Source organism: Streptomyces sp. NPDC058375 (genome assembly GCF_042723425.1).
Classification (GTDB): domain Bacteria; phylum Actinomycetota; class Actinomycetes; order Streptomycetales; family Streptomycetaceae; genus Streptomyces; species Streptomyces durocortorensis.
Genome location: NZ_JBHXJG010000151.1, coordinates 1 through 17687 on the forward strand (window position 1 = coordinate 1; position 17687 = coordinate 17687).

The 17687-nt window shown below is 70.8% G+C and carries 13 protein-coding genes and 1 pseudogene; 6 read left to right on the forward strand and 8 right to left on the reverse strand.

The window, feature by feature from the left end:
• Positions 1 to 133 precede the first annotated feature (133 nt).
• The gene (locus tag ACFWM7_RS22715; RefSeq protein WP_383263333.1) at positions 134 to 1789 is read right to left on the reverse strand and encodes an alpha/beta hydrolase; all 1656 of its coding nucleotides are present in this window, start codon (positions 1787 to 1789) and stop codon (positions 134 to 136) included.
• 212 nt (positions 1790 to 2001) lie between these two features.
• Positions 2002 to 5364 (reverse strand): LamG-like jellyroll fold domain-containing protein, encoded by a 3363-nt coding sequence (locus ACFWM7_RS22720; protein WP_383263319.1) that lies wholly within the window; start codon positions 5362 to 5364, stop codon positions 2002 to 2004.
• 236 nt (positions 5365 to 5600) lie between these two features.
• Here ACFWM7_RS22720 and ACFWM7_RS22725 point away from each other — a divergent pair, with 236 nt between their 5' ends.
• From ACFWM7_RS22725 to ACFWM7_RS22735, 3 genes and pseudogenes are all read left to right on the forward strand, one after another.
• The gene (locus ACFWM7_RS22725; RefSeq protein ID WP_383263320.1) at positions 5601 to 6269 is read left to right on the forward strand and encodes a sigma-70 family RNA polymerase sigma factor; all 669 of its coding nucleotides are present in this window, start codon (positions 5601 to 5603) and stop codon (positions 6267 to 6269) included.
• A gap of 105 nt (positions 6270 to 6374) precedes the next feature.
• On the forward strand, positions 6375 to 6791 hold the full coding sequence (locus ACFWM7_RS22730; protein ID WP_383263322.1) for an ATP-binding protein: 417 nt from the start codon (positions 6375 to 6377) through the stop codon (positions 6789 to 6791).
• An 89-nt stretch (positions 6792 to 6880) separates the two neighbouring features.
• Positions 6881 to 8994: pseudogene (locus ACFWM7_RS22735) on the forward strand (FHA domain-containing protein); the annotation flags it as partial.
• A 181-nt stretch (positions 8995 to 9175) separates the two neighbouring features.
• Here the strand turns inward: ACFWM7_RS22735 and ACFWM7_RS22740 are convergent.
• Both ACFWM7_RS22740 and ACFWM7_RS22745 read right to left on the reverse strand, forming a co-directional pair.
• A complete protein-coding gene (locus tag ACFWM7_RS22740; protein WP_383263323.1) occupies positions 9176 to 9508 on the reverse strand; it encodes a YkvA family protein in 333 nt (110 codons plus the stop codon).
• Positions 9509 to 9597: 89 nt separating this feature from the next.
• Positions 9598 to 9864, reverse strand: coding sequence for a WhiB family transcriptional regulator (locus tag ACFWM7_RS22745; protein WP_383263324.1), 267 nt, complete (start codon positions 9862 to 9864; stop codon positions 9598 to 9600).
• A gap of 256 nt (positions 9865 to 10120) precedes the next feature.
• Between ACFWM7_RS22745 and ACFWM7_RS22750 the strand changes: the two genes are divergently transcribed.
• Positions 10121 to 11302: a serine hydrolase domain-containing protein gene (locus ACFWM7_RS22750; RefSeq protein ID WP_383263325.1), complete on the forward strand. Its 1182-nt coding sequence runs from the start codon at positions 10121 to 10123 to the stop codon at positions 11300 to 11302.
• A 44-nt stretch (positions 11303 to 11346) separates the two neighbouring features.
• Here ACFWM7_RS22750 and ACFWM7_RS22755 read toward each other — a convergent pair whose 3' ends face one another.
• Together ACFWM7_RS22755 and ACFWM7_RS22760 are read right to left on the reverse strand one after the other, a co-directional pair.
• A complete protein-coding gene (locus ACFWM7_RS22755) occupies positions 11347 to 12444 on the reverse strand; it encodes a PP2C family protein-serine/threonine phosphatase (protein ID WP_383263335.1) in 1098 nt (365 codons plus the stop codon).
• Positions 12445 to 12494: 50 nt separating this feature from the next.
• Positions 12495 to 13328, reverse strand: a complete 834-nt coding sequence (locus ACFWM7_RS22760) for a Scr1 family TA system antitoxin-like transcriptional regulator (RefSeq protein WP_383263327.1) — start codon at positions 13326 to 13328, stop codon at positions 12495 to 12497.
• A 231-nt stretch (positions 13329 to 13559) separates the two neighbouring features.
• Here ACFWM7_RS22760 and ACFWM7_RS22765 point away from each other — a divergent pair, with 231 nt between their 5' ends.
• Entirely contained in the window at positions 13560 to 13925 is a 366-nt protein-coding gene (locus ACFWM7_RS22765) for an ATP-binding protein (protein ID WP_383263336.1), read from the forward strand.
• Between the two features lie 34 nt (positions 13926 to 13959).
• On the opposite strand, the gene ACFWM7_RS22770 is transcribed toward ACFWM7_RS22765, so the two are convergent.
• Positions 13960 to 14685, reverse strand: a complete 726-nt coding sequence (locus tag ACFWM7_RS22770) for a ribonuclease H (protein WP_383263329.1) — start codon at positions 14683 to 14685, stop codon at positions 13960 to 13962.
• A 65-nt stretch (positions 14686 to 14750) separates the two neighbouring features.
• Positions 14751 to 15545, reverse strand: a complete 795-nt coding sequence (locus ACFWM7_RS22775) for an SDR family NAD(P)-dependent oxidoreductase (protein WP_383263331.1) — start codon at positions 15543 to 15545, stop codon at positions 14751 to 14753.
• Positions 15546 to 15737: 192 nt separating this feature from the next.
• On the opposite strand from ACFWM7_RS22775, the gene ACFWM7_RS22780 reads away from it, so the two are divergent.
• A complete protein-coding gene (locus ACFWM7_RS22780) occupies positions 15738 to 17636 on the forward strand; it encodes an ABC transporter ATP-binding protein (protein ID WP_383263332.1) in 1899 nt (632 codons plus the stop codon).
• Positions 17637 to 17687: the final 51 nt, after the last annotated feature.

Below are 17687 nucleotides of genomic sequence, written 5' to 3' on the forward strand. Positions count from 1 at the left end.
ACCAGGGGCACGGGGGGGGGCCCGGCGGCGGCGGAGAAGGTTCTTTCCGTCGCGGCCGGGCCCCTTTCACTGAAGGTTGTGGCTGAGCCCGGCCTGCCCGCCGGCTGCTCGTACGGCCGGCCCCTTCAGCGGATCAGAAACGGTCCGGGGTGCGCTTCGGGAGCGGCGAGCCGGGAAGCACGTCCTGCTTGCGGTTCTGCCGTGCCTGCCCGTTCGACTCCAAGGTCGCCCGGCAGGTCACGTCCTTCGCCGGGAGCTTGCCGCTCACCAGGTAGCGGTTGATCGCGCCGTCCGTGCACGGGTTGCCGCTGGGGTAGATGGCGTGCCCCTCGCCACCGAGGACGGTGACCATCTTCGACCCCTTCAACTGCCGGTGCAGGGCCTGGCCGCTGGGGAGCGGCGTCTGCGAGTCCCATTCGTTCTGGACGACCAGAGAGCCGACCTTGTTGTTCACCTCGGTCGCCCGCTCCACGGACCGGTCCCAGAAGGCGCACGGCTTGATGCTGGACGCGAAGTCCCCGAAGATCGGGTAGCGGCCCTTGTCCGCGACGGCGTCCCGACGGTAGCTCTCGGGGTTGCGGGACCAGGCGGCCGAGTTGTCGCCGCACACCACGGCCCAGAAGCTCGCGGTTCCGTTGTCGGCCGGCGTGGCGGCGGTCGCGCCCGCCACGTAGCGCTGCTCGGGCCGGAGGAATTCCTTGAGCTTCTTCGGCGCGACGGTCTCGCCGTCGGCGGCGTTCTTCAGCTCCACGAACGCCTCGGTGGCGTTCTTCGGGGTGAAGAACGCGGCCCTCATGCCCATCCGGACGTCGTCGCCGGTGACCGACTGCCCGTCCAGGTCGATCGGCTTCTCGTCGGCCCGCGCGACCAGGTCCCAGAAGGTCCCCTCGACCTTCTTCGGGGTGTCACCGAGGCCGTACGTCCCCGAACGCTCGGCGGCCCACGCGGTCCACCGGTCGAACGCGGGCTCGGCACCCTCGGCCCACCACTGGATCATCCCGCGCCAGGCACGTTCCGGGTCGACCGCGCTGTCCAGGACGAACCGGCCGGCGCGCTTCGGGAAGAGCTGGGTGTAGACGGCGCCCAGGTAGGTGCCGTACGAGTACCCCAGGTAGTTGATCTTCTTCTCGCCGAGGGCCGCCCGGATCAGGTCCATGTCGCGTGCGGTGTTGCGGGTGGTGATGTGCGGGAGTGTGTCGCCCGCCTTCTCCTCGCACTTGCGGGCGACCGTCCGCGCCCAGGCGACGTCGTCGCCGAAGGTCTCCGGCTTGTACGGCCGCAGCCAGTTCTCCTCCTCCGGCTTCAACCCGCAGGTGACCGGGGTGCTGGTTCCCACCCCGCGCGGGTCGAAGCCGATGAGGTCGTACTGCTGCCGCGCGGCGGCGGGCAGCCACTCGGCCATGCCCAGCGGCAGGTACAGTCCCGGGCCGCCGGGCCCGCCGGGGTTGGAGAGCAGGACTCCCTGGCGCTTGCCGGGCGCAGTCGCCTTGATCCGGGATATCGCCAGGTCGATCCGCTTGCCGCCGGGCTTCCGGTAGTCCAGCGGGACCTTGATCGTGGCGCACTGGATCTCGGGCGGGGCCTCGGCCTCGTCGCACCGCTTCCACCGCGGCTTCTGCTGCGTGTACCGGTCCAGCGCGCTCCAGGCGGCGGTCGGGACGGCGGCCGAGGGGGCCGACGCCGCAGGGATGGCCGCCGGGGCGGCGGTCGCCGTCGAGGTGGCGAGCGCGGGGGCCAGGGTTGCCGTGATGCTCACCGCTAACAGGGGCACGAGACGTCGTGTGCGCACGAAATCGATCCTTCCGGTCACCAGTTCGGACAGGAGGGATCATTCAGGATGCGGCGGGGTCTACGGATCACCCGGCGGGTGCGCCTTTTCTCCGCCTTGGTGATGACGCAACACGCATGAATAGTCCGTGAGTTGTAGATGTCGTAGATGAGGACGGGTCCGTTTCCGAAGCCGGAACCCCGGCGCCGGGAACGGACCCTCCGCCCTTCCGGTTACGGCTTCTGACGGCCGTGGAGCGCGGACACCTCCTCGGCGGTCAGGGCCTTGTCGTACACCCCGACCTCATCGACGGAGCCGTTCCAGAAGTCGGTCCTGGCGCCGTCGTACCGGGCCCGCCCGACGGAGAGCGGGCCGGAGCTCACTTCGGCGGGACCGGCCTCCGTGGTGGCGGCGGGCTTCCCGTCGACGTACAGCGTGATCTCGTCGCCCTTGCGGACCCCGACCAGGTGGTACCACTTCCCGGTCTCCGGGGTGACCTCCAGGCGGGCGCGCTTGCCGCCCGGGGTGGAGAAGGCGAACGCGCCCTGCCCGTACTGGAGATAGAAGGGGTTCTCGGTGCGCCGGCCGTCCTGGCTGACGACGGTGGCGTAGTTGCCCGGCACGGCATCGAGGCTGGCCCACGCGGAGACAGTGTAGTCCTTGGTGGTGTCCACGACAGGGCCGGGACTCTCGGCGTACTGCCCCTCGCCGTTGAACTTCAGCGCCGAGCCCGTGACGCCCGGGGCCCAGGACGTGCCGCCCGCCAGGGCGAGGTGGGCCTTGTTGGGTCCGGTGTCGCGGGCGGTCGTGCCCTTGTTCTCGTCGAGCGACCAGGAGCCGCCGCCCTTCAGCTCGTCGCGCTCACCGGCCTTCGCCCCGGCGGCGATGACCTGGCGGTTGATCTCCCGGACCTTCTTCGGGTCGACCTTGATCTCTCGGCGGTCGTACGTCCAGAGCCCGTTGAGCTCGTTCTCCAGGTCGCTCACCTGGGTGTAGACCGATCCGGACAGTTCGGCGCCGGCGGCCGCGAGGTAGTACGTACGCGTGTTGTCGACATACTTCGCGGTGAGAGCGTCCTTGTCCGCGACCCCGGAGTAGATGTTGGCGGGGGCACCCGGCCACATGTGCCCGGGGGTCCGGAGCGTGAAGCCGCCGTGCTCGCCGTCCATCGCGGCGCGATGCTCGTCCGGGAAGGCCGGGTCGTTGTTCACGTAGTCGTGGTGGTCGATGATCTCGCCCTTGCCGGAATCACCCTTGGAGGCGCAGCAGTTGACTCCGCTGTGCGCGTTGACCACGCGGGACGGGTCGAGCGCCTTGACGTCCTCGGCGATCTTTCCGGTCTCGGTGCGGTCCCACTCGCCCCAGCCCTCGTTGAAGACGATCCAGCCGCTGATCGAGGGGTAGTTGTGGAACTGCTTCATCAACTCCTTGCCCTGGGTGAGGAAGGCGTCCTTGCCGGCGTCGTTGTCGATGTCGGCGTTGACGAAGTCCTGCCACACGAGCAGCCCGAGCCGGTCCGCGTGGTAGTACCAGCGCGGCGACTCCACCTTGATGTGCTTGCGTACGGCGTTGAAGCCGAGGTCCTTCTGCGCCTTCAGGTCGAAGGTGAGGGCCGCGTCGCTGGGCTGGGTGTACAGCCCGTCGGGCCAGAAGCCCTGGTCGAGCATGGCGAGGGAGAAGAACGGCTTCCCGTTGAGGACGAGCTTCTGGTAGCCGCCCACCTTGTCGACCTTCAACTGCCGCATGCCGAAGTAGCTTTCGACACTGTCCTTGGAACGGCCGTCGGTGAGGGAGATGTCGAGGTCGTACAGGTAGGGGTCGTCGGGCGACCAGAGGTGCTGGTTCTTGAGCTGGAGGCTGAGCTTGCGGTTGGCGGGGCCGCTGACCGTACCGACGACCTTGCCCTTGCGGTCGCGGGCGACGGCGGTGATCCGGGCGTCGGCGGACGCCTTCGCGGAGTTGACGGTCACCGCGAGGCGGCCGGTGTCGATGTCCGGCGTGGTGGTGAGGGAGTCGATGGCGGCGGGGGCGACCGGCTCCATCCACACGGTCTGCCAGATGCCGGAGGTCGGGGTGTAGACGATGCCGCCGGGGTTGGTGGACTGCTTGCCCTTGGGCTGGTTGGGACCGGTCTTGTCGGTGACCGCGACGACGATCTCCTGGGGGCCGGTGCCCTTCAGCGCGTCGGTGATGTCGGCGCTGAACCCGGTGTAGCCGCCGGTGTGTTCGGCGACCTTCGTGCCGTTGACCCACACGGTGGAGCGGTAGTCGACGGCGTCGAAGTTGAGCTTCAGCCGCTGGTCCTTGCCGGACGCACCCTTGCCGCCCTTGCCGATCGACCAGTTCTTCGGCACGGTGACGAGCTTGCGGTAGAACATGTGGTCCTCGTCGCGCTCCAGGCCGGAGAGCTGGGACTCGACCGGGAACGGCACGGTGATCTTCTCGTCGAGCTTCTTGCCGAAGACCGGCTGCTCACCCTCGGTCGCCCCGGCGAACTCCCAGGGGCCGTTGAGGTTCTTCCACCGGTCGCGGACCTGCTGCGGCCGGGGGTATTCGGGCAGCGGGTTGTTCTTGTCCAGCTTGTCGCCCCAGGTGGTGGTGAGGCGGTGCGTGGAGAGGTTCTTCGCGGTGCGGCCGATCTCCGGGACGGTCTCGGTCCCCGACTTCAGACCGCCCTCACCGTCGTAGGCGACCTTGACGCGCTGGTCCTTCTGGACCGGCGCGGCGAGATCGATGACCAGGGCCTTCGGGTTGTCGGAGGCCCGGTTCACCGACTTCACCGGCATCGGGGAGGTGTCGACCTCGATCTTGAGGTGCTCCTTCACCTTGCGGTAGTCCGAGACGCGGTCCCGGAAGGTGGCCTGGAGGCGCTTGCCGTTCTGCGCGACACTCAGGGCGACCGGGTAGACCTCGAAGTCGGCGGGCGGGGTGAACGCGGACTCGGGGACGATCTGCTTCTTCAGGCCGTCGGCCTCCCAGCGCAGGAACATGCTGGCGCCGCCGACGTCCTGGAACATCTCCAGCTTGAAGTCGTGCTTCTCCCCCGCCTTCAGGGTGATCGGAGCGCTGCGCTGCTCCTTGTCCCAGTCCGGCTCCCAGTGGTCGATGACAACGTTTCCGTCGAGGAAGAGCCGGAAGCCGTTGTCGCCGATGGCGGAGAAGGTGTAGTCGCCGTCCTCGGGGGCTTCGAGCTGCCCCGTCCAACGGGCCGTCGTGTGCTCGGTCTTGCCGGTGGCCGACTCGAACGTGCCGGTGAGACCGGGGAAGTTGATGTCCGGGTCCAGGGTTGTGGCGCCTAGCTCGGCGAAGTCACGGGCGCCCGGGGCGGACATGCTGAAGTATTCGCCCTTCAGCCCATGGACATCGGTGACCGGGTCGTCGGCCGTGAAGGCCTTCGCGGTGGCTTCGGCCGGTACGGCGGGTGCGGCGGCCGCCGTCGGCACCAGGGTGGCACCGACCGGTATGAGCAGCGCCGCAGCGCAGGTCAGAGCCCTGAAGAGGGCACGTGGGCGCGGGTGTTGTCGTCTCAAGGCGTCGTCCTCGTCGAAGAGCCGGGGGTGCCTCGAACCTGTGAGGCACTGCACATAGTCGAACATTGAGCCACAACACCAAACACTGCACAACGGTCGTGCACGCAGAATTTTCAACGATAGAAAGCAGACCCCCGCACGGGTCGGCCACTGCGGCCCACGCCGGGGGCGCGACGGGCGGTCCGGACCCTCCCGGACGCCGGAGGCAGCGACATGACGACATGGCGACACCCTCCCCGATCTCCATAACGTGGTTGTACAACTGGGTTATGGAAATCATCGATTTCGGGTACAACCGAGCCATGAGAGATGACGAGGAAATGCGCCACTGCCCCGCGTTCCTGACCGAGAAACAGGCGGCCAGAATGTTCACCGGCATGAACGAGGTCATCCGCGCGGGAGAGCAGGCGCGTCGGTTGCGCAGCGAAATGATCACATTGTTCGCCGGCCTCGGCTGGACCCAGGAGAGGATCGCCCGGCTCACCGGCATGAGCCAGCCCGCCGTTTCCAAACAGGTGGCGAAGTGCCGACCGGACGAGTCGGCGCACCCGCCGGGCGTCGCGCTCGACCAGCACGACACGCCCTGGCTCGAAGGGCGGTTGTGGGGCCTGGCGGAGGAGATCTCCGAGGCACTCCACGACGACGCCCGCTGCACACGCCTGGTCGACGCCCTCGGCCGAGGCCGGAAGCGCTTCACTCCGCAGAACGTGGATGCGCTGCGCCGCCTCGTCGAGGAGGACCTGAGGGAGCGTCGGGCGGACCTGCCCGTCAGCCATCGGAGCACGTACGACACGATCAGCCGCGGACTCGACGTCCCCACGGAGGCGGCCGTCACCGGGTCGGCCTCGGTGCGCCGCACCCTGGCGCACCGGATCCAGCGGGACCGGCTCGGAGCCGGGGACGGAGAAGGAAGCAGGCACGGGGAAGGGAGCGGGTACGGAGACGGGAGCGGGGGCGGAGACGGAGGCTGAGCCGTTCGGTGTACTCCGCGCACTTTCCCCGGTCGGATTCCATGAAATGCCGTTTCGGGGGTACGCGCACTGCAGCCAGAAAGCTCACGCGACGGGGTGGAAGCTATGAACGACCGTATTCTGATGACGTTTTCACCGGACGGCGAGACTCGTACCGATTTCGTCTGCCGGCCGGAGAAGGCCGCCGACGCACGGGACGCCGTCAGCGCCTTCGTCGCACGACTGCATCCCGCGCCGACCTCGCACATGGTCCAGAACCTCCTGCTCCTGGTGTCGGAACTGGTCACCAATGCCGTTCTGCACGCGGGGGCCGTCACGGCACTGTGGCTGACGGCGGACCGCAGGGGCGTCCACGTCCGGGTCACCGACCCGAGCCCGGCGCACCCGCAGGACCGGACGCCCGACCTGACGGGCCGGACCGGCGGCTTCGGCTGGCCGATGGTCCAGCGACTGGCCCAGGAAGTACGGGTCCGTGAGGCGGCGGGCGGCGGGAAGGTCATCCTGGCCACCGTGTCGCGCTGAGGACGAGCCCGCGGAGGGCCTCGGTGCCCGGCGGCCCGGTTGACTCCTGACGGCGGGCGCCGATCGTTACGTATCGGTAGAATTCAGGCATGGGAGAGCGGCCTGCGACGCCGACTGCGCCCGAACTCGTTCTGGAGTCCGATCTGGGCTCCACGGTGATGAGTCCGAGCCGGGACTACCATGTCGGGCGCGACCCCGACAGCGACATCGTCATCGAGGACGACCGGGTCTCCTGGCACCACGCGATCCTGCATCCCGAGGCCGGTCACTGGACCATCGAGGACGAGGACAGCACCAACGGCACGTACACCGCCGGTCGGCGCATCCACGCCTCGGACGTCGGCGCGGGCAGCGAGATCCGCTTCGGCAACCCCAGCGACGGACCGCGCGCCGTCCTGCTGGGCCGGGAGCCTCCCGCGCCCGCCGCCGCTCCCTCCACTCCCTCAGCCGAGCGCCCCTCGGCCGTCTCGGTGCCCGCGGCGTCCGGTACGTTCCGGCAGCCGACGACCGTACGGCCGCTGTCGGCGAAAACGGTCCGCATCGGACGCGACGCCTCCAACGATCTCGTCATCGACGACCTCGTGGTCTCGCGCCACCACGCCGAGCTGCGGGCCCTGCCCGACGACCGGCACGAGATCGTCGACCTCGGCAGCCACAACGGAACCTTCCTCAACGGTCAGCCGGTCGCCCGCGGCCTCGTCGGCCCCGGCGACATCGTCGGTATCGGCCACTCGGCGTTCTGCCTGGTCGGCGACTCCCTCCAGGAGTTCGTGGACACCGGCGAGGTGTCGCTGGACGTCCAGGACCTGGAGGTGACGGTCGGCCGGGCGGGCAAGAGCGGGAAAACCCTGCTGGACAAGGTCTCCTTCCCCGTCGGCGAGAAGTGCCTGCTCGGCGTGGTGGGGCCCAGCGGCGCGGGGAAGTCCACGCTGCTCAACGCCCTCACCGGCCTGCGCCCGGCCGACAGCGGCACGGTGCTCTACGACGGCCGTGACCTCTACCGGGACTTCGCCGAGCTGCGCCAGCGCATCGGCCTCGTACCGCAGGACGACATCCTGCACGCACAGCTGACCGTGCGCAAAGCCCTCGGTTACGCCGCCGAGCTCCGCTTCCCGCAGGACACGCGAAGGCGGAGCGGCAGGCGCGAGTCGCCGAGGTGATCCAGGAACTCGGCCTCGAACAGCGCGCCGACCAGCCGATCCACTCGCTCTCGGGCGGTCAGCGCAAGCGGGTGAGCGTGGCCCTGGAGCTACTGACGAAGCCCTCGCTGCTCTTCCTGGACGAACCGACCTCGGGGCTCGACCCCGGCACGGACCGCTCGGTCATGCACATGCTGCGCGGGCTGGCCGACGACGGCCGCACCGTCATCGTGGTGACGCACAGCGTGCTGAGCCTGGAGGTCTGCGACCGGCTGCTGGTTCTCGCACCCGGCGGCCGCATCGCCTACTACGGCCCTCCGGAGGACGCCCTCGCCTTCTTCGGTTTCGAGGAGTGGCCGGAGGCGTTCGAGAGCGACCGCAACCGCGACTGGGCGGCCACCTACGCCGGCTCGCCCTTCCGCCGCCAGTACATCGACAACGCGACGGCGCAGCCCCATCTGCCGCCTGCCGCACCCGGAGCGCTGGTCGCGCCCCCGCCCAAGACCCGTAACTGGGGTGCCCAACTCACCACCCTGGTGCGCCGGTGCGCCTCCGCGCTGAGCGCGGACCGGACGTTCCTGATCATCATGATCGCGCTGCCCTTCGTCATGGGCGCCATGGCCCGTGCACTGGCTGGCAGCCGGCTCACCCAGGAGACGGCGATGACCGCCCTGCCGATCCTGTGCGTGGGGCGTGGGCGGGGTGCTGACCGGAGCGGCCAACGCGGTACGGGAGTTGGTCAAGGAACGGGTGATCTACCAGCGGGAGAGAGCCGTTGGGGTGTCCAGATCCGCGTACCTGATGTCGAAGATCGTCGTGCTCGGAACCATCACGGTCCTCCAGGCCGTGGTGCTGGCCTTGGTGGGACTGGTGGGCGTCGATCTCAACGCGCCGGTCGGTGAGGGGTGTTCCTGCCGCCGCTCGTCGAAATCACGCTGGCCGTGGCCCTGTTGTCCTTCACCGCGATGATGCTCGGCCTCCTTGTCTCCGCGCTGGTGCGCAAGGAGGAGGTGACGATGCCGTTGCTCGTCCTCCTCGCGATCGTCCAGGTCGTCTTCTGCGGCCGACCCGGGAACCGAGCCCGCGCCGGAGGACCCGCCGGGCTCGCCCGACTCGCAGTCGGCCCCGCAGCCGCCCGCCCCGGACTCACCGGACCAGCAGGATTCCGGACCGGGGACGGCCCCGCAGGGCGCTCCCGCGTTCGGCTGACGGACTTACGGGCTGAAGGAAGGAATCCGCCGCTTCTCAGCGCACGGCGTCGGGCCGGCTCTCCACCGGGGTCTTCGCCCCCGTACCCGTACCCGTACGCAGTCCGGCTGCCGATGCGGCCGAGTGCAGGGAGCGCAGGGCGACCAGCAGGAAGCCGATGTCATCGAGGTAGACGGGGTCGGGCAGCAGGTCGACCGGTGACACGGTGTAGATGACGGCCGCCCAGACGAGCGCCTTGCTGCGCAGCGGGAGCCCGGCGTCGACCAGCAGCTTCCTGGCCTTGAAGACGCGCACCAGCAGCACGACGGCCAGGGCCAGCATGATCAGCGCGGCCACGGCGCCGAGAACGAGCCAAACGGTGGTGTCCATGGCTCATCGTGTACCCACTAGTTCCCGGTTGACGAACCCGTGGCGACGGTGTCGCCACCAAGGATGGCGGCATCGCACGGTGGTACGGGTCAGGCCGTGCCGCGTCCCCGGGCCTCCGCCCGCCGGCGGCTGCGGCGCTTCAGGGCGCGTCGCTCGTTCTCGGACAGGCCGCCCCAGATGCCGGAGTCCTGCTTGTTCTCCAGGGCCCACTCCAGGCAGGCGGCCTGTACGGGGCAGGTCCGGCAGACGGCCTTGGCCTCCTCGGTCTGGACGACGGCGGGGCCCGTGCTCCCGATGGGGAAGAACAGGTCCGGGTCCTCCTCGCGGCAGGCGGCGTGCAGGCGCCAGTTTTCCATGCTGCTCAACTCCGCTCACTCCCGATGTCGTTATGTCGTAAGTCAGTTGCCGTACGTGTCTTTCCTGCGGGTGACCGACGATCGACGCCTCAAACACGTATCGCGCGGACAGGTCCGGACGCCGGCGCGCGTGACGGCAGGGAGTCGGCAGGGAGTTCTGCCAGGCACCCGGCGTGATGTCCATCCGGCTGGCCCCCGTTCACAGCGGGGCGTACACCGGATGGTCGACGGCCCTCGCAGTTCCTAACCTCGCATCATGATCTTTCGTCGTGCGTTCTTATCGGCCGCGGTGCTCGCCCTGGCCGTGTCGCCCCTGCCGTCCGTCGCGGCTTCGGCCGCGCCGCGCCCCTCCGGGGCCGGGGCGGCGTGGTCCGTGCAGCGTGACGCCGACGCACTGCGGGACACCGGGGTCACCGGGGTGACGGTTCGCCTGGAGACCCCGCGCGGGACGGTCACGGCCCGCTCCGGGGTGGGGGACCTGACCACCGGCCGTCCGGTTCCGATGGACGGCTTCCTGCGCCTGGGCAGCACCACCAAGACGTTCGTCGCCACCGTCATGCTGCAACTGGTGGGCGAGAAGAGGCTCTCCCTCGACCAGAGCGTGGAGCAGGTGCTGCCCGGGGTCGTGTCCGGCGCCGGGAACGACGGCCGGACCATCACGCTCCGCGACCTGCTGCGGCACACCAGTGGCCTGTCCGACTACATCTACGACGTCTTCCCCGACCCGGGCGCCCGGACCTACTTCGCCCACCGGTGGCGTGCCTACGAGCCCGAAGAGCTGGTGGACCTGGCCGTGCGCCACGCCCCCGCCTTCCCCGCAGGCGCCGGCTGGGAGTATTCGAACACGAACTACGTGCTCGCCGGAATGATCATCGAGAAGGTCACCGGCCGCACCTGGGAACAGCAGGTCCGGGACCGCATCCTGCGCCCGCTCGGCCTGCGGAACACCGACACCCCCGGCATCCGGCCCTACCTCCCCCATCCGCACCCGGCCAACTACCAGCAGTTCGTCCCGGACGGGCCGATGGTCGACACCACCATCCCCTACCGCCCCTTCGACAGCGGGGCCGACGGGTCGATGACCGGCACCGCCCGCGACCTCAACCGCTTCTTCGCGGCGCTGGCAGGCGGACGGCTGCTGAAGCCCGCCGAACTCACCGCCCTGCTCACCACCGTGCCGGTGCCACGGGACAGCGGTCACCCGGAAGGCACCCGGGACGGCCTGGGCCTGTTCTTCACCCCGCTGTCCTGCGGTGGCGGCTACCTCGGGCATGGCGGAAGCGGCTTCGGATACGTCGTCCGGGCGGCGACAAGCGTGGACGGCCGACGTGCCGTCACCGTCTCCGCGCACAGCCGCTCCGCGGACCCGCGGACCGCGGCCCGTCAGGAGGACGCACTGCACGACCTCATCGACCACGCCCTGTGCCGAGCCGCCTGAACACGCACGCGGCGCCACCGGGCAGCACGGGGACACAGAGAGGCTCAGACCGTGTCCACCGGGCGGTGCAGGGCGAGGAGAGCCTGATCGTCCTGGATCCGGCCGCCGGTGTGATAGCCGACGTCCTCGATCAGGAGGTGGAGGATCTGCGCCGGGGAGGCCGGGTCGCCGATCAGCGCGCGGTGGTGGACGAGGAAGGGCAGCCGGACGGACGCGTCGTAGAAGACGCCGGACTCGTCGCGGGCCTCGGTGACCCCGTCCGTGTAGCAGATGAGGGTGGCGCCGGGCGGGAACGGGAACGTGTCGACCGGGCACGACCAGGTGCCCAGCGCGCTCATCCCGAGCGGGGGCGCCTCCTCGGACGGTTCGAGGACGGTGGCCCGGCCCTCGGCGTCCAGCAGCACCGGCGGTGGATGCCCCCGGTTGACGACCCGTACGGAGCCGAGGTCGTCGGCGAACTCGGCGATCAGCGCGGTGGTGAACCCCTCGTCCTGCTCCTGGCCGCCGCGCCGGCCGCCCTCGCGCAGGAGGGCCCGCTCCAGCGCGGCGACCAGCCCGGGCAGGTCCTTCGCCTCGTCCGCCGCGTACCGGAAGGCCCCCAGGTCCGCGCAGACGGCGCTGACCGCGCCCAGGCCCTTGCCGCGGACGTCCCCGACCATCACGCGCACCCCGTGCGGGGTGTCCTGGACGACGTACAGGTCACCGCCGATCATGGCCTCGTCCTCGGCGGGCACGTACCGGGCGGCGATCCTGAGGTCCCCGAGGCGCGAGGGGGGCTTGGGCAGGACGGCGCTCTGGGCCACGGCGGCGATGTGGCGGGCGCGGCGGGTCCGGGCGTCCCGGCCCTCCAGGCTGCGGTTGATGAGGACGGCCAGCACGGTTACGGCCAGAAGGGTGAGCTGGTTGGCGACGCCCCGCTGCCAGCCGAAGGTGCCGTCGTGCCACGCGAGGCCCGCGTGGACGGCCATGGCGAGCACACCGATGGCGATGATGCCGCGCAGCCCGAGCAGCGGCGCGGCGGCGACCGGGGCCGCTATCAGCAGGGGCGCGGAGGTGACGTCCGTCGGGGTCACCAGGTCCAGCACGACGCCCAGCACGATGACCCCCAACGGGATCCACTTGGCCTTGCGCAGGTGCACCACTCCCCCACGCTGTACGGGGTCGGGGCCCGCCGCATCCCGGCGGCGGCCGGTCACTCCGGCAGCGGGGTTCCGGGGCCGGGCGCGGCGGCACACGCGGCGTCCAGCCGGATGCGGTGGGCCATCACGGCATCGGGATCGTCGATGAGGTCGACCCGTACGCCCGGGGTCTCCAGCACCGCCTGGTCCCCGATCTCGGGGGCGGGCACCCGGAGGATGTGCAGCGGCGGTACGCCGGTCAGGGGGTGCGGCGGGTGGTTCAGGGGCACCACCTGGACGGTGACGTGCTGCTCCTTCATCGCCTCGGCCAGCGCGCCCCGCTGCCCGTCCATGGTCTCCCGGTCGCCGACCCGGGTGTGCAGGGCCGCGGCCGGGAACAGGGCCCACAGGGCGGTCCCGCGCTCGCACATCCGGCGGCGGCGCTCCCGCAGCAGCTCGACCCGGCGTTCCCGGTGGGCGGGACTGTCGTCGGGGTACTGGGTGCGGTAGAGCGCGGCGGCGTACGCGGGGGTGCGCAGCAGCTCGGGCACCAGCGCCGGGTGCCAGGTCCGCACGAGGCTCGCCGAGGACTCCACGCCGATGACCTCCTGCTGCCAGGCATCCATCGCGTCCCGCCAGCGGTGCCACCAGCCGGGCAGGTTCGCGGCCGAGAGCCCGGCCATGATGGGCTCGGCCTCGGCAGGGGGCACGCCGTAGCAGCGGAGCAGTTCGCCGACCTGCCGGGCGTCGAGTCCGGTCTCGGCACGTTCGATGCGCCGGACGGTGGCGGGGTGGGCGTCCAGTGCCTGGGCCGCGGCCCGCAGGCTGATGCCCGCGCGTTCTCGCAGCATGCGGAGACGGACCGCGAGGACGCGGTGCTCCACGGTGGGACCTGAGCGGGCTCGCATGCGCATACCTTCTCCGTCGAGCCCCGGGGCGGAGCATTACACACTCTGTCGCTTGCAAAGTATGCGTTTTGCGTCGAGAGTGCATACATGTCGGAAATAGTCAGTTGCGCGGAGCGTGCCCCCGATGACGGAGGTGTCCAAGGTGCCGGAGGTACCCGAGGTGCACACAGCTGGTGGGTTCCCCGATTGCCCGGAGGTGTGCCGGAGGCGCGTCACCGGGTCCAGGAGGCCATGCGGGCCTGGGGCGAACCGGCCGAACGGACCGAGGCGGCGGCTCTGATAGTGACCGAACTGGTCACCAACGCGGTGCAGCACACCAGCACCCGGCGGATCCGCTGTCGGCTCCTGCGCTCCACGCACGGCGTGCGTATCTGCGTGTGGAACCGCGGCCGGGCCCGGATCCCGGCCCCGGCGTCCCCCGCCGACTCGGCCGGCCTTCCCGTCGGCCAGGTCCCGGCGGCGGCCGACCTCGAAGGCGACGACGCGCTCGACCGTCTCGCCGAGGACGGCAGGGGCCTCCTGCTCGTCGACGCGCTGGCGGCCCGCTGGGGCACCCGCGCCGCACTGGCGGGCCGGCTCGTCTGGGCCGACCTCTGAGGCGTTCCCCGCGCCCCGCGATCTCCCCGCCCGGTCAGGCGGGAACGGTGCGGCACTCCGGGTGACCCCAGCCGTTCGGGTTCTTCGCGATCGGCTCCTTGGCCGCGTACGGCTTTCCGCAGTGGCACCTGCCCGCGAAGCGCGCCTTGATCGTGCCGCCAGACCGCCCGCTCCGGGACGCGCCCCCGGCGCTCTTCCCCTTCGCGCCGCCCGAGCCACCGCTCGACGCCCCGGACGCCTCCGTACGCCCCTTCATGGACCGCGCGGGCGCGGGCACCGGCAGAGCCGAGGCGCCGTGCGCCGTACCGGCCGGAAGCTGGGTCACCGCCACCTCACTCGCCGCCTGGTCGGCGATCGCGTTGAGCGGGTCGCCGTCCACCTGGTGGGCGGGCACATAACGGAACGTCACCGAGCGGTCGGCGAGCAGGGCGTCGATGCGGGTGACCAGTTCACGGTTGGCGACGGGCTTGCCGCCGGAGGTCTTCCAGCCGTTGCGCTTCCAGCCCGGCAGCCACTTGGTCACGGCGTTCATCGCGTACTGCGAGTCCATCCGCACCTCGACGCACACCGCCGGATCGGTGGACTCCAGCAGCTCCGCCAGGGCCGTGAGCTCGGCGACGTTGTTGGTCGCGGTGCCGAGCGGGCCGGCCTCCCAGCGCACCGGGTTCCCCTGCGCGTCGGCGGCCACCCACGCCCAGGCGGCCGGTCCCGGATTTCCCTTCGACGCCCCGTCACACGCGGCGATGATGCTCTCGTTCATCCCTCGATCATGCCAGCCCCGCATGACCGCTCCGACCGGTCGCGCGATCGCCGCGGCGATCGGGCTCAGGGCACGATCGAGTCCACGTAACCGCCGTCGACCCGCACGGCCGCCCCGGTCGTCGCCGAGGCCTGCGCGGAGCTGAGGTAGACCACCAGATTCGCGATCTCCTCGGGCTCGATGAGCCGCTGGAGCAGGGACTGCGGCCGGTGCAGCCGCATGAATTCGCGCTGCGCCTCGGCCCAGGGCAGGTCCTTGTCGACCAGCTCGTACACGAAGTCCTCCACGCCGCCGGTGTGCGTGGGTCCTGCGATCACGGAGTTCACCGTCACGCCGGTGCCCGCGGCCTCCTTGGCGAAGCCCCGGGAGACGGCGAGCAGCGCGGTCTTCGACATGCCGTAGTGGATCATCTCGGCGGGGATCACGATCGCGGAGTCGCTGGCGATGTTCAGCACCCGGCCCCAGCCCTGCCCGGTCATCCCGGGCAGGTAGTGGCGGATGAGGCGCACGGCGCTGAGCACGTTCGTGTCGAAGTACGTTCGCCACTCCGCGTCGGTGATCTCCAGCGGCGGCCGGGAACCGAAGATGCCGAGGTTGTTGACGAGGATGCCGGCGGCGGGCACGGCCGCGTACAGGAGCTCTGCGCCCTCCTCGGTGGTCAGGTCGCAGGCCACAGTGGCCACGGAGGCGTCCGGCACCGCGGCACGCACCGACCCCGCCGCCTCGTCCAGCCGCCCCTGGGTCCGCCCGGTGAGGACGACCCCGGCCCCCGCCTCGGCCAGCCCGGTGGCGATGGCGAGGCCGATGCCCTGCGATGACCCGGTCACCACCGCGTTCCTGCCCGTCAGATCGATACGCACGCCGTTTCTCCCTCATCCGCTCGTCGAGGCCGTCCCCGCCAGGCTCCCACCCCCGCTCCTCGAACGCCCCTCAGCGCTTGACCTCAACCAAACTTCAGGTTCTAGCGTTCCGAGTGAACCCGAGGCCGCACGGCCGTGGGGATCAGCAGGCCGTCGGGCGATCCGGGGGCCGTCAAGATTTCGGAGCGCCCCATGGACATGGAAGTCACGGCGTGGCATTCGCTGCACAGCGCGATGAACGCCCAGCAGGACCGCCGGCCCTTCTCCCGGGCGTCCTTGCGCCGCATCATGCTCTTCGCCCGGCCCCACCGACGGCGGATTCGCCGGTTCCTGCTGCTGAGCGTCCTGACCGCGCTGCTCGCGGTGGCCACTCCGCTGCTGGCCGGGAAGGTCGTCGACGCGATCGTGAACGGTGAGGACACCGGCACGGTCACCCGGCTCGCCCTGCTCATCGCGCTCATCGCCGTCGTCGAGGCCGGTCTCGGTCTGCTCACCCGCTGGCTGTCGGCGACGCTGGGCGAGGGCCTGATCCTGGGCCTGCGCACCGCCGTCTTCGACCATGTGCAGAAGATGCCGGTGGCCTTCTTCACCCGGACCCGGACCGGCGCCCTGGTCAGCCGGCTCAACAACGACGTGATCGGCGCGCAGCGGGCGTTCAGCAACACGCTCTCCGGCGTCGTCTCCAACCTGGTCACGCTGCTGCTGACGCTCGCGGTGATGCTCACGATCTCCTGGCAGATCACCCTGCTCTCGCTGGTGCTGCTCCCGGTGTTCGTCGTACCGGCCCGCCGGATGGGAGCCCGGATGGCGGGCCTCCAACGGGAGGCGGCCGACCACAACGCCGCGATGGGCACCCAGATGACCGAGCGGTTCTCCGCCCCCGGCGCGACGCTCGTCAAGCTCTTCGGCCGGCCCTCGGAGGAGTCGGCCGAGTTCGCCGCCCGCGCCGACCGGGTGCGTGACATCGGCGTCCGTACGGCGATGGCCCAGTCGGCGTTCATCACCGCCCTCACCCTGGTCTCCGCCCTGGCGCTGGCCCTGGTCTACGGGCTCGGCGGCTTCTACGCCCTGCGCGGCAGCCTGGACCCGGGGGCCGTGGTGACGCTGGCGCTGCTGCTGACCCGGCTGTACGCACCGCTCACCGCCCTCGCCGGGGCCCGGGTCGAGGTGATGAGCGCGCTCGTCAGCTTCGAGCGGGTCTTCGAGATCCTGGACCTGAAGCCGCTGATCGAACAGAAGCCGCACGCCCGCCGGGTGCCGGACGGCCCGGTCTCCGTGGAGTTCGACGAGGTGTCCTTCGGCTACCCCACCGCCGAGAAGGTCTCCCTGGCCTCGCTGGAGGAGGTCGCCACGCTCGACGACCGGGGCGGGCAACCGGTCCTGCACGAGGTGTCATTCCGCGCCGAGCCGGGCCAGACGATCGCCCTGGTGGGCTCCTCCGGGGCGGGCAAGTCGACGATCGCGCAGCTGCTGCCCCGGCTGTACGACGCGGACGCCGGTTCCGTACGGCTGAACGGGGTCGACGTACGCGATCTGAGTGCCGACTCGATCCGGGACACGCTCGGCATGGTCACCCAGGACGGCCACCTCTTCCACGAGTCGGTGCGCGCCAACCTGCTGATCGCCCGGCCCGACGCCTCCGAGGACGAGATCTGGGACGCCCTGCGCCGCTCGCGGCTCGACGGTCTGATCGCCTCGCTGCCCGACGGGCTCGACACCGTGGTCGGGGAGCGCGGCTACCGGCTCTCCGGCGGGGAGCGCCAGCGCCTCACCATCGCCCGGCTGCTGCTGGCCCGTCAGCGGGTCGTGATCCTCGACGAGGCGACCGCCCACCTCGATTCCACCTCGGAGGCCGCCGTCCAGGAGGCGCTGGCCGAGGCCCTGGCGGGCCGGACCGCCCTGGTGATCGCCCACCGGCTCTCGACCGTACGGGCGGCCGACCGGATCCTGGTGCTGGAGGCGGGCCGGGTCGTCGAGAGCGGCACGCACACCGAACTGCTGGCGGCCGGTGGCCGGTACGAGGAGCTGTACCGCACGCAGTTCGAGCGGCCGTCGTCGGACGGGGGGCGGGCTGTCCAGCCGGTCGGCTGACCCGGGGCCCACGCCCGTATCGGCACGCGCTGACGCCGCCCGGCCGGATCT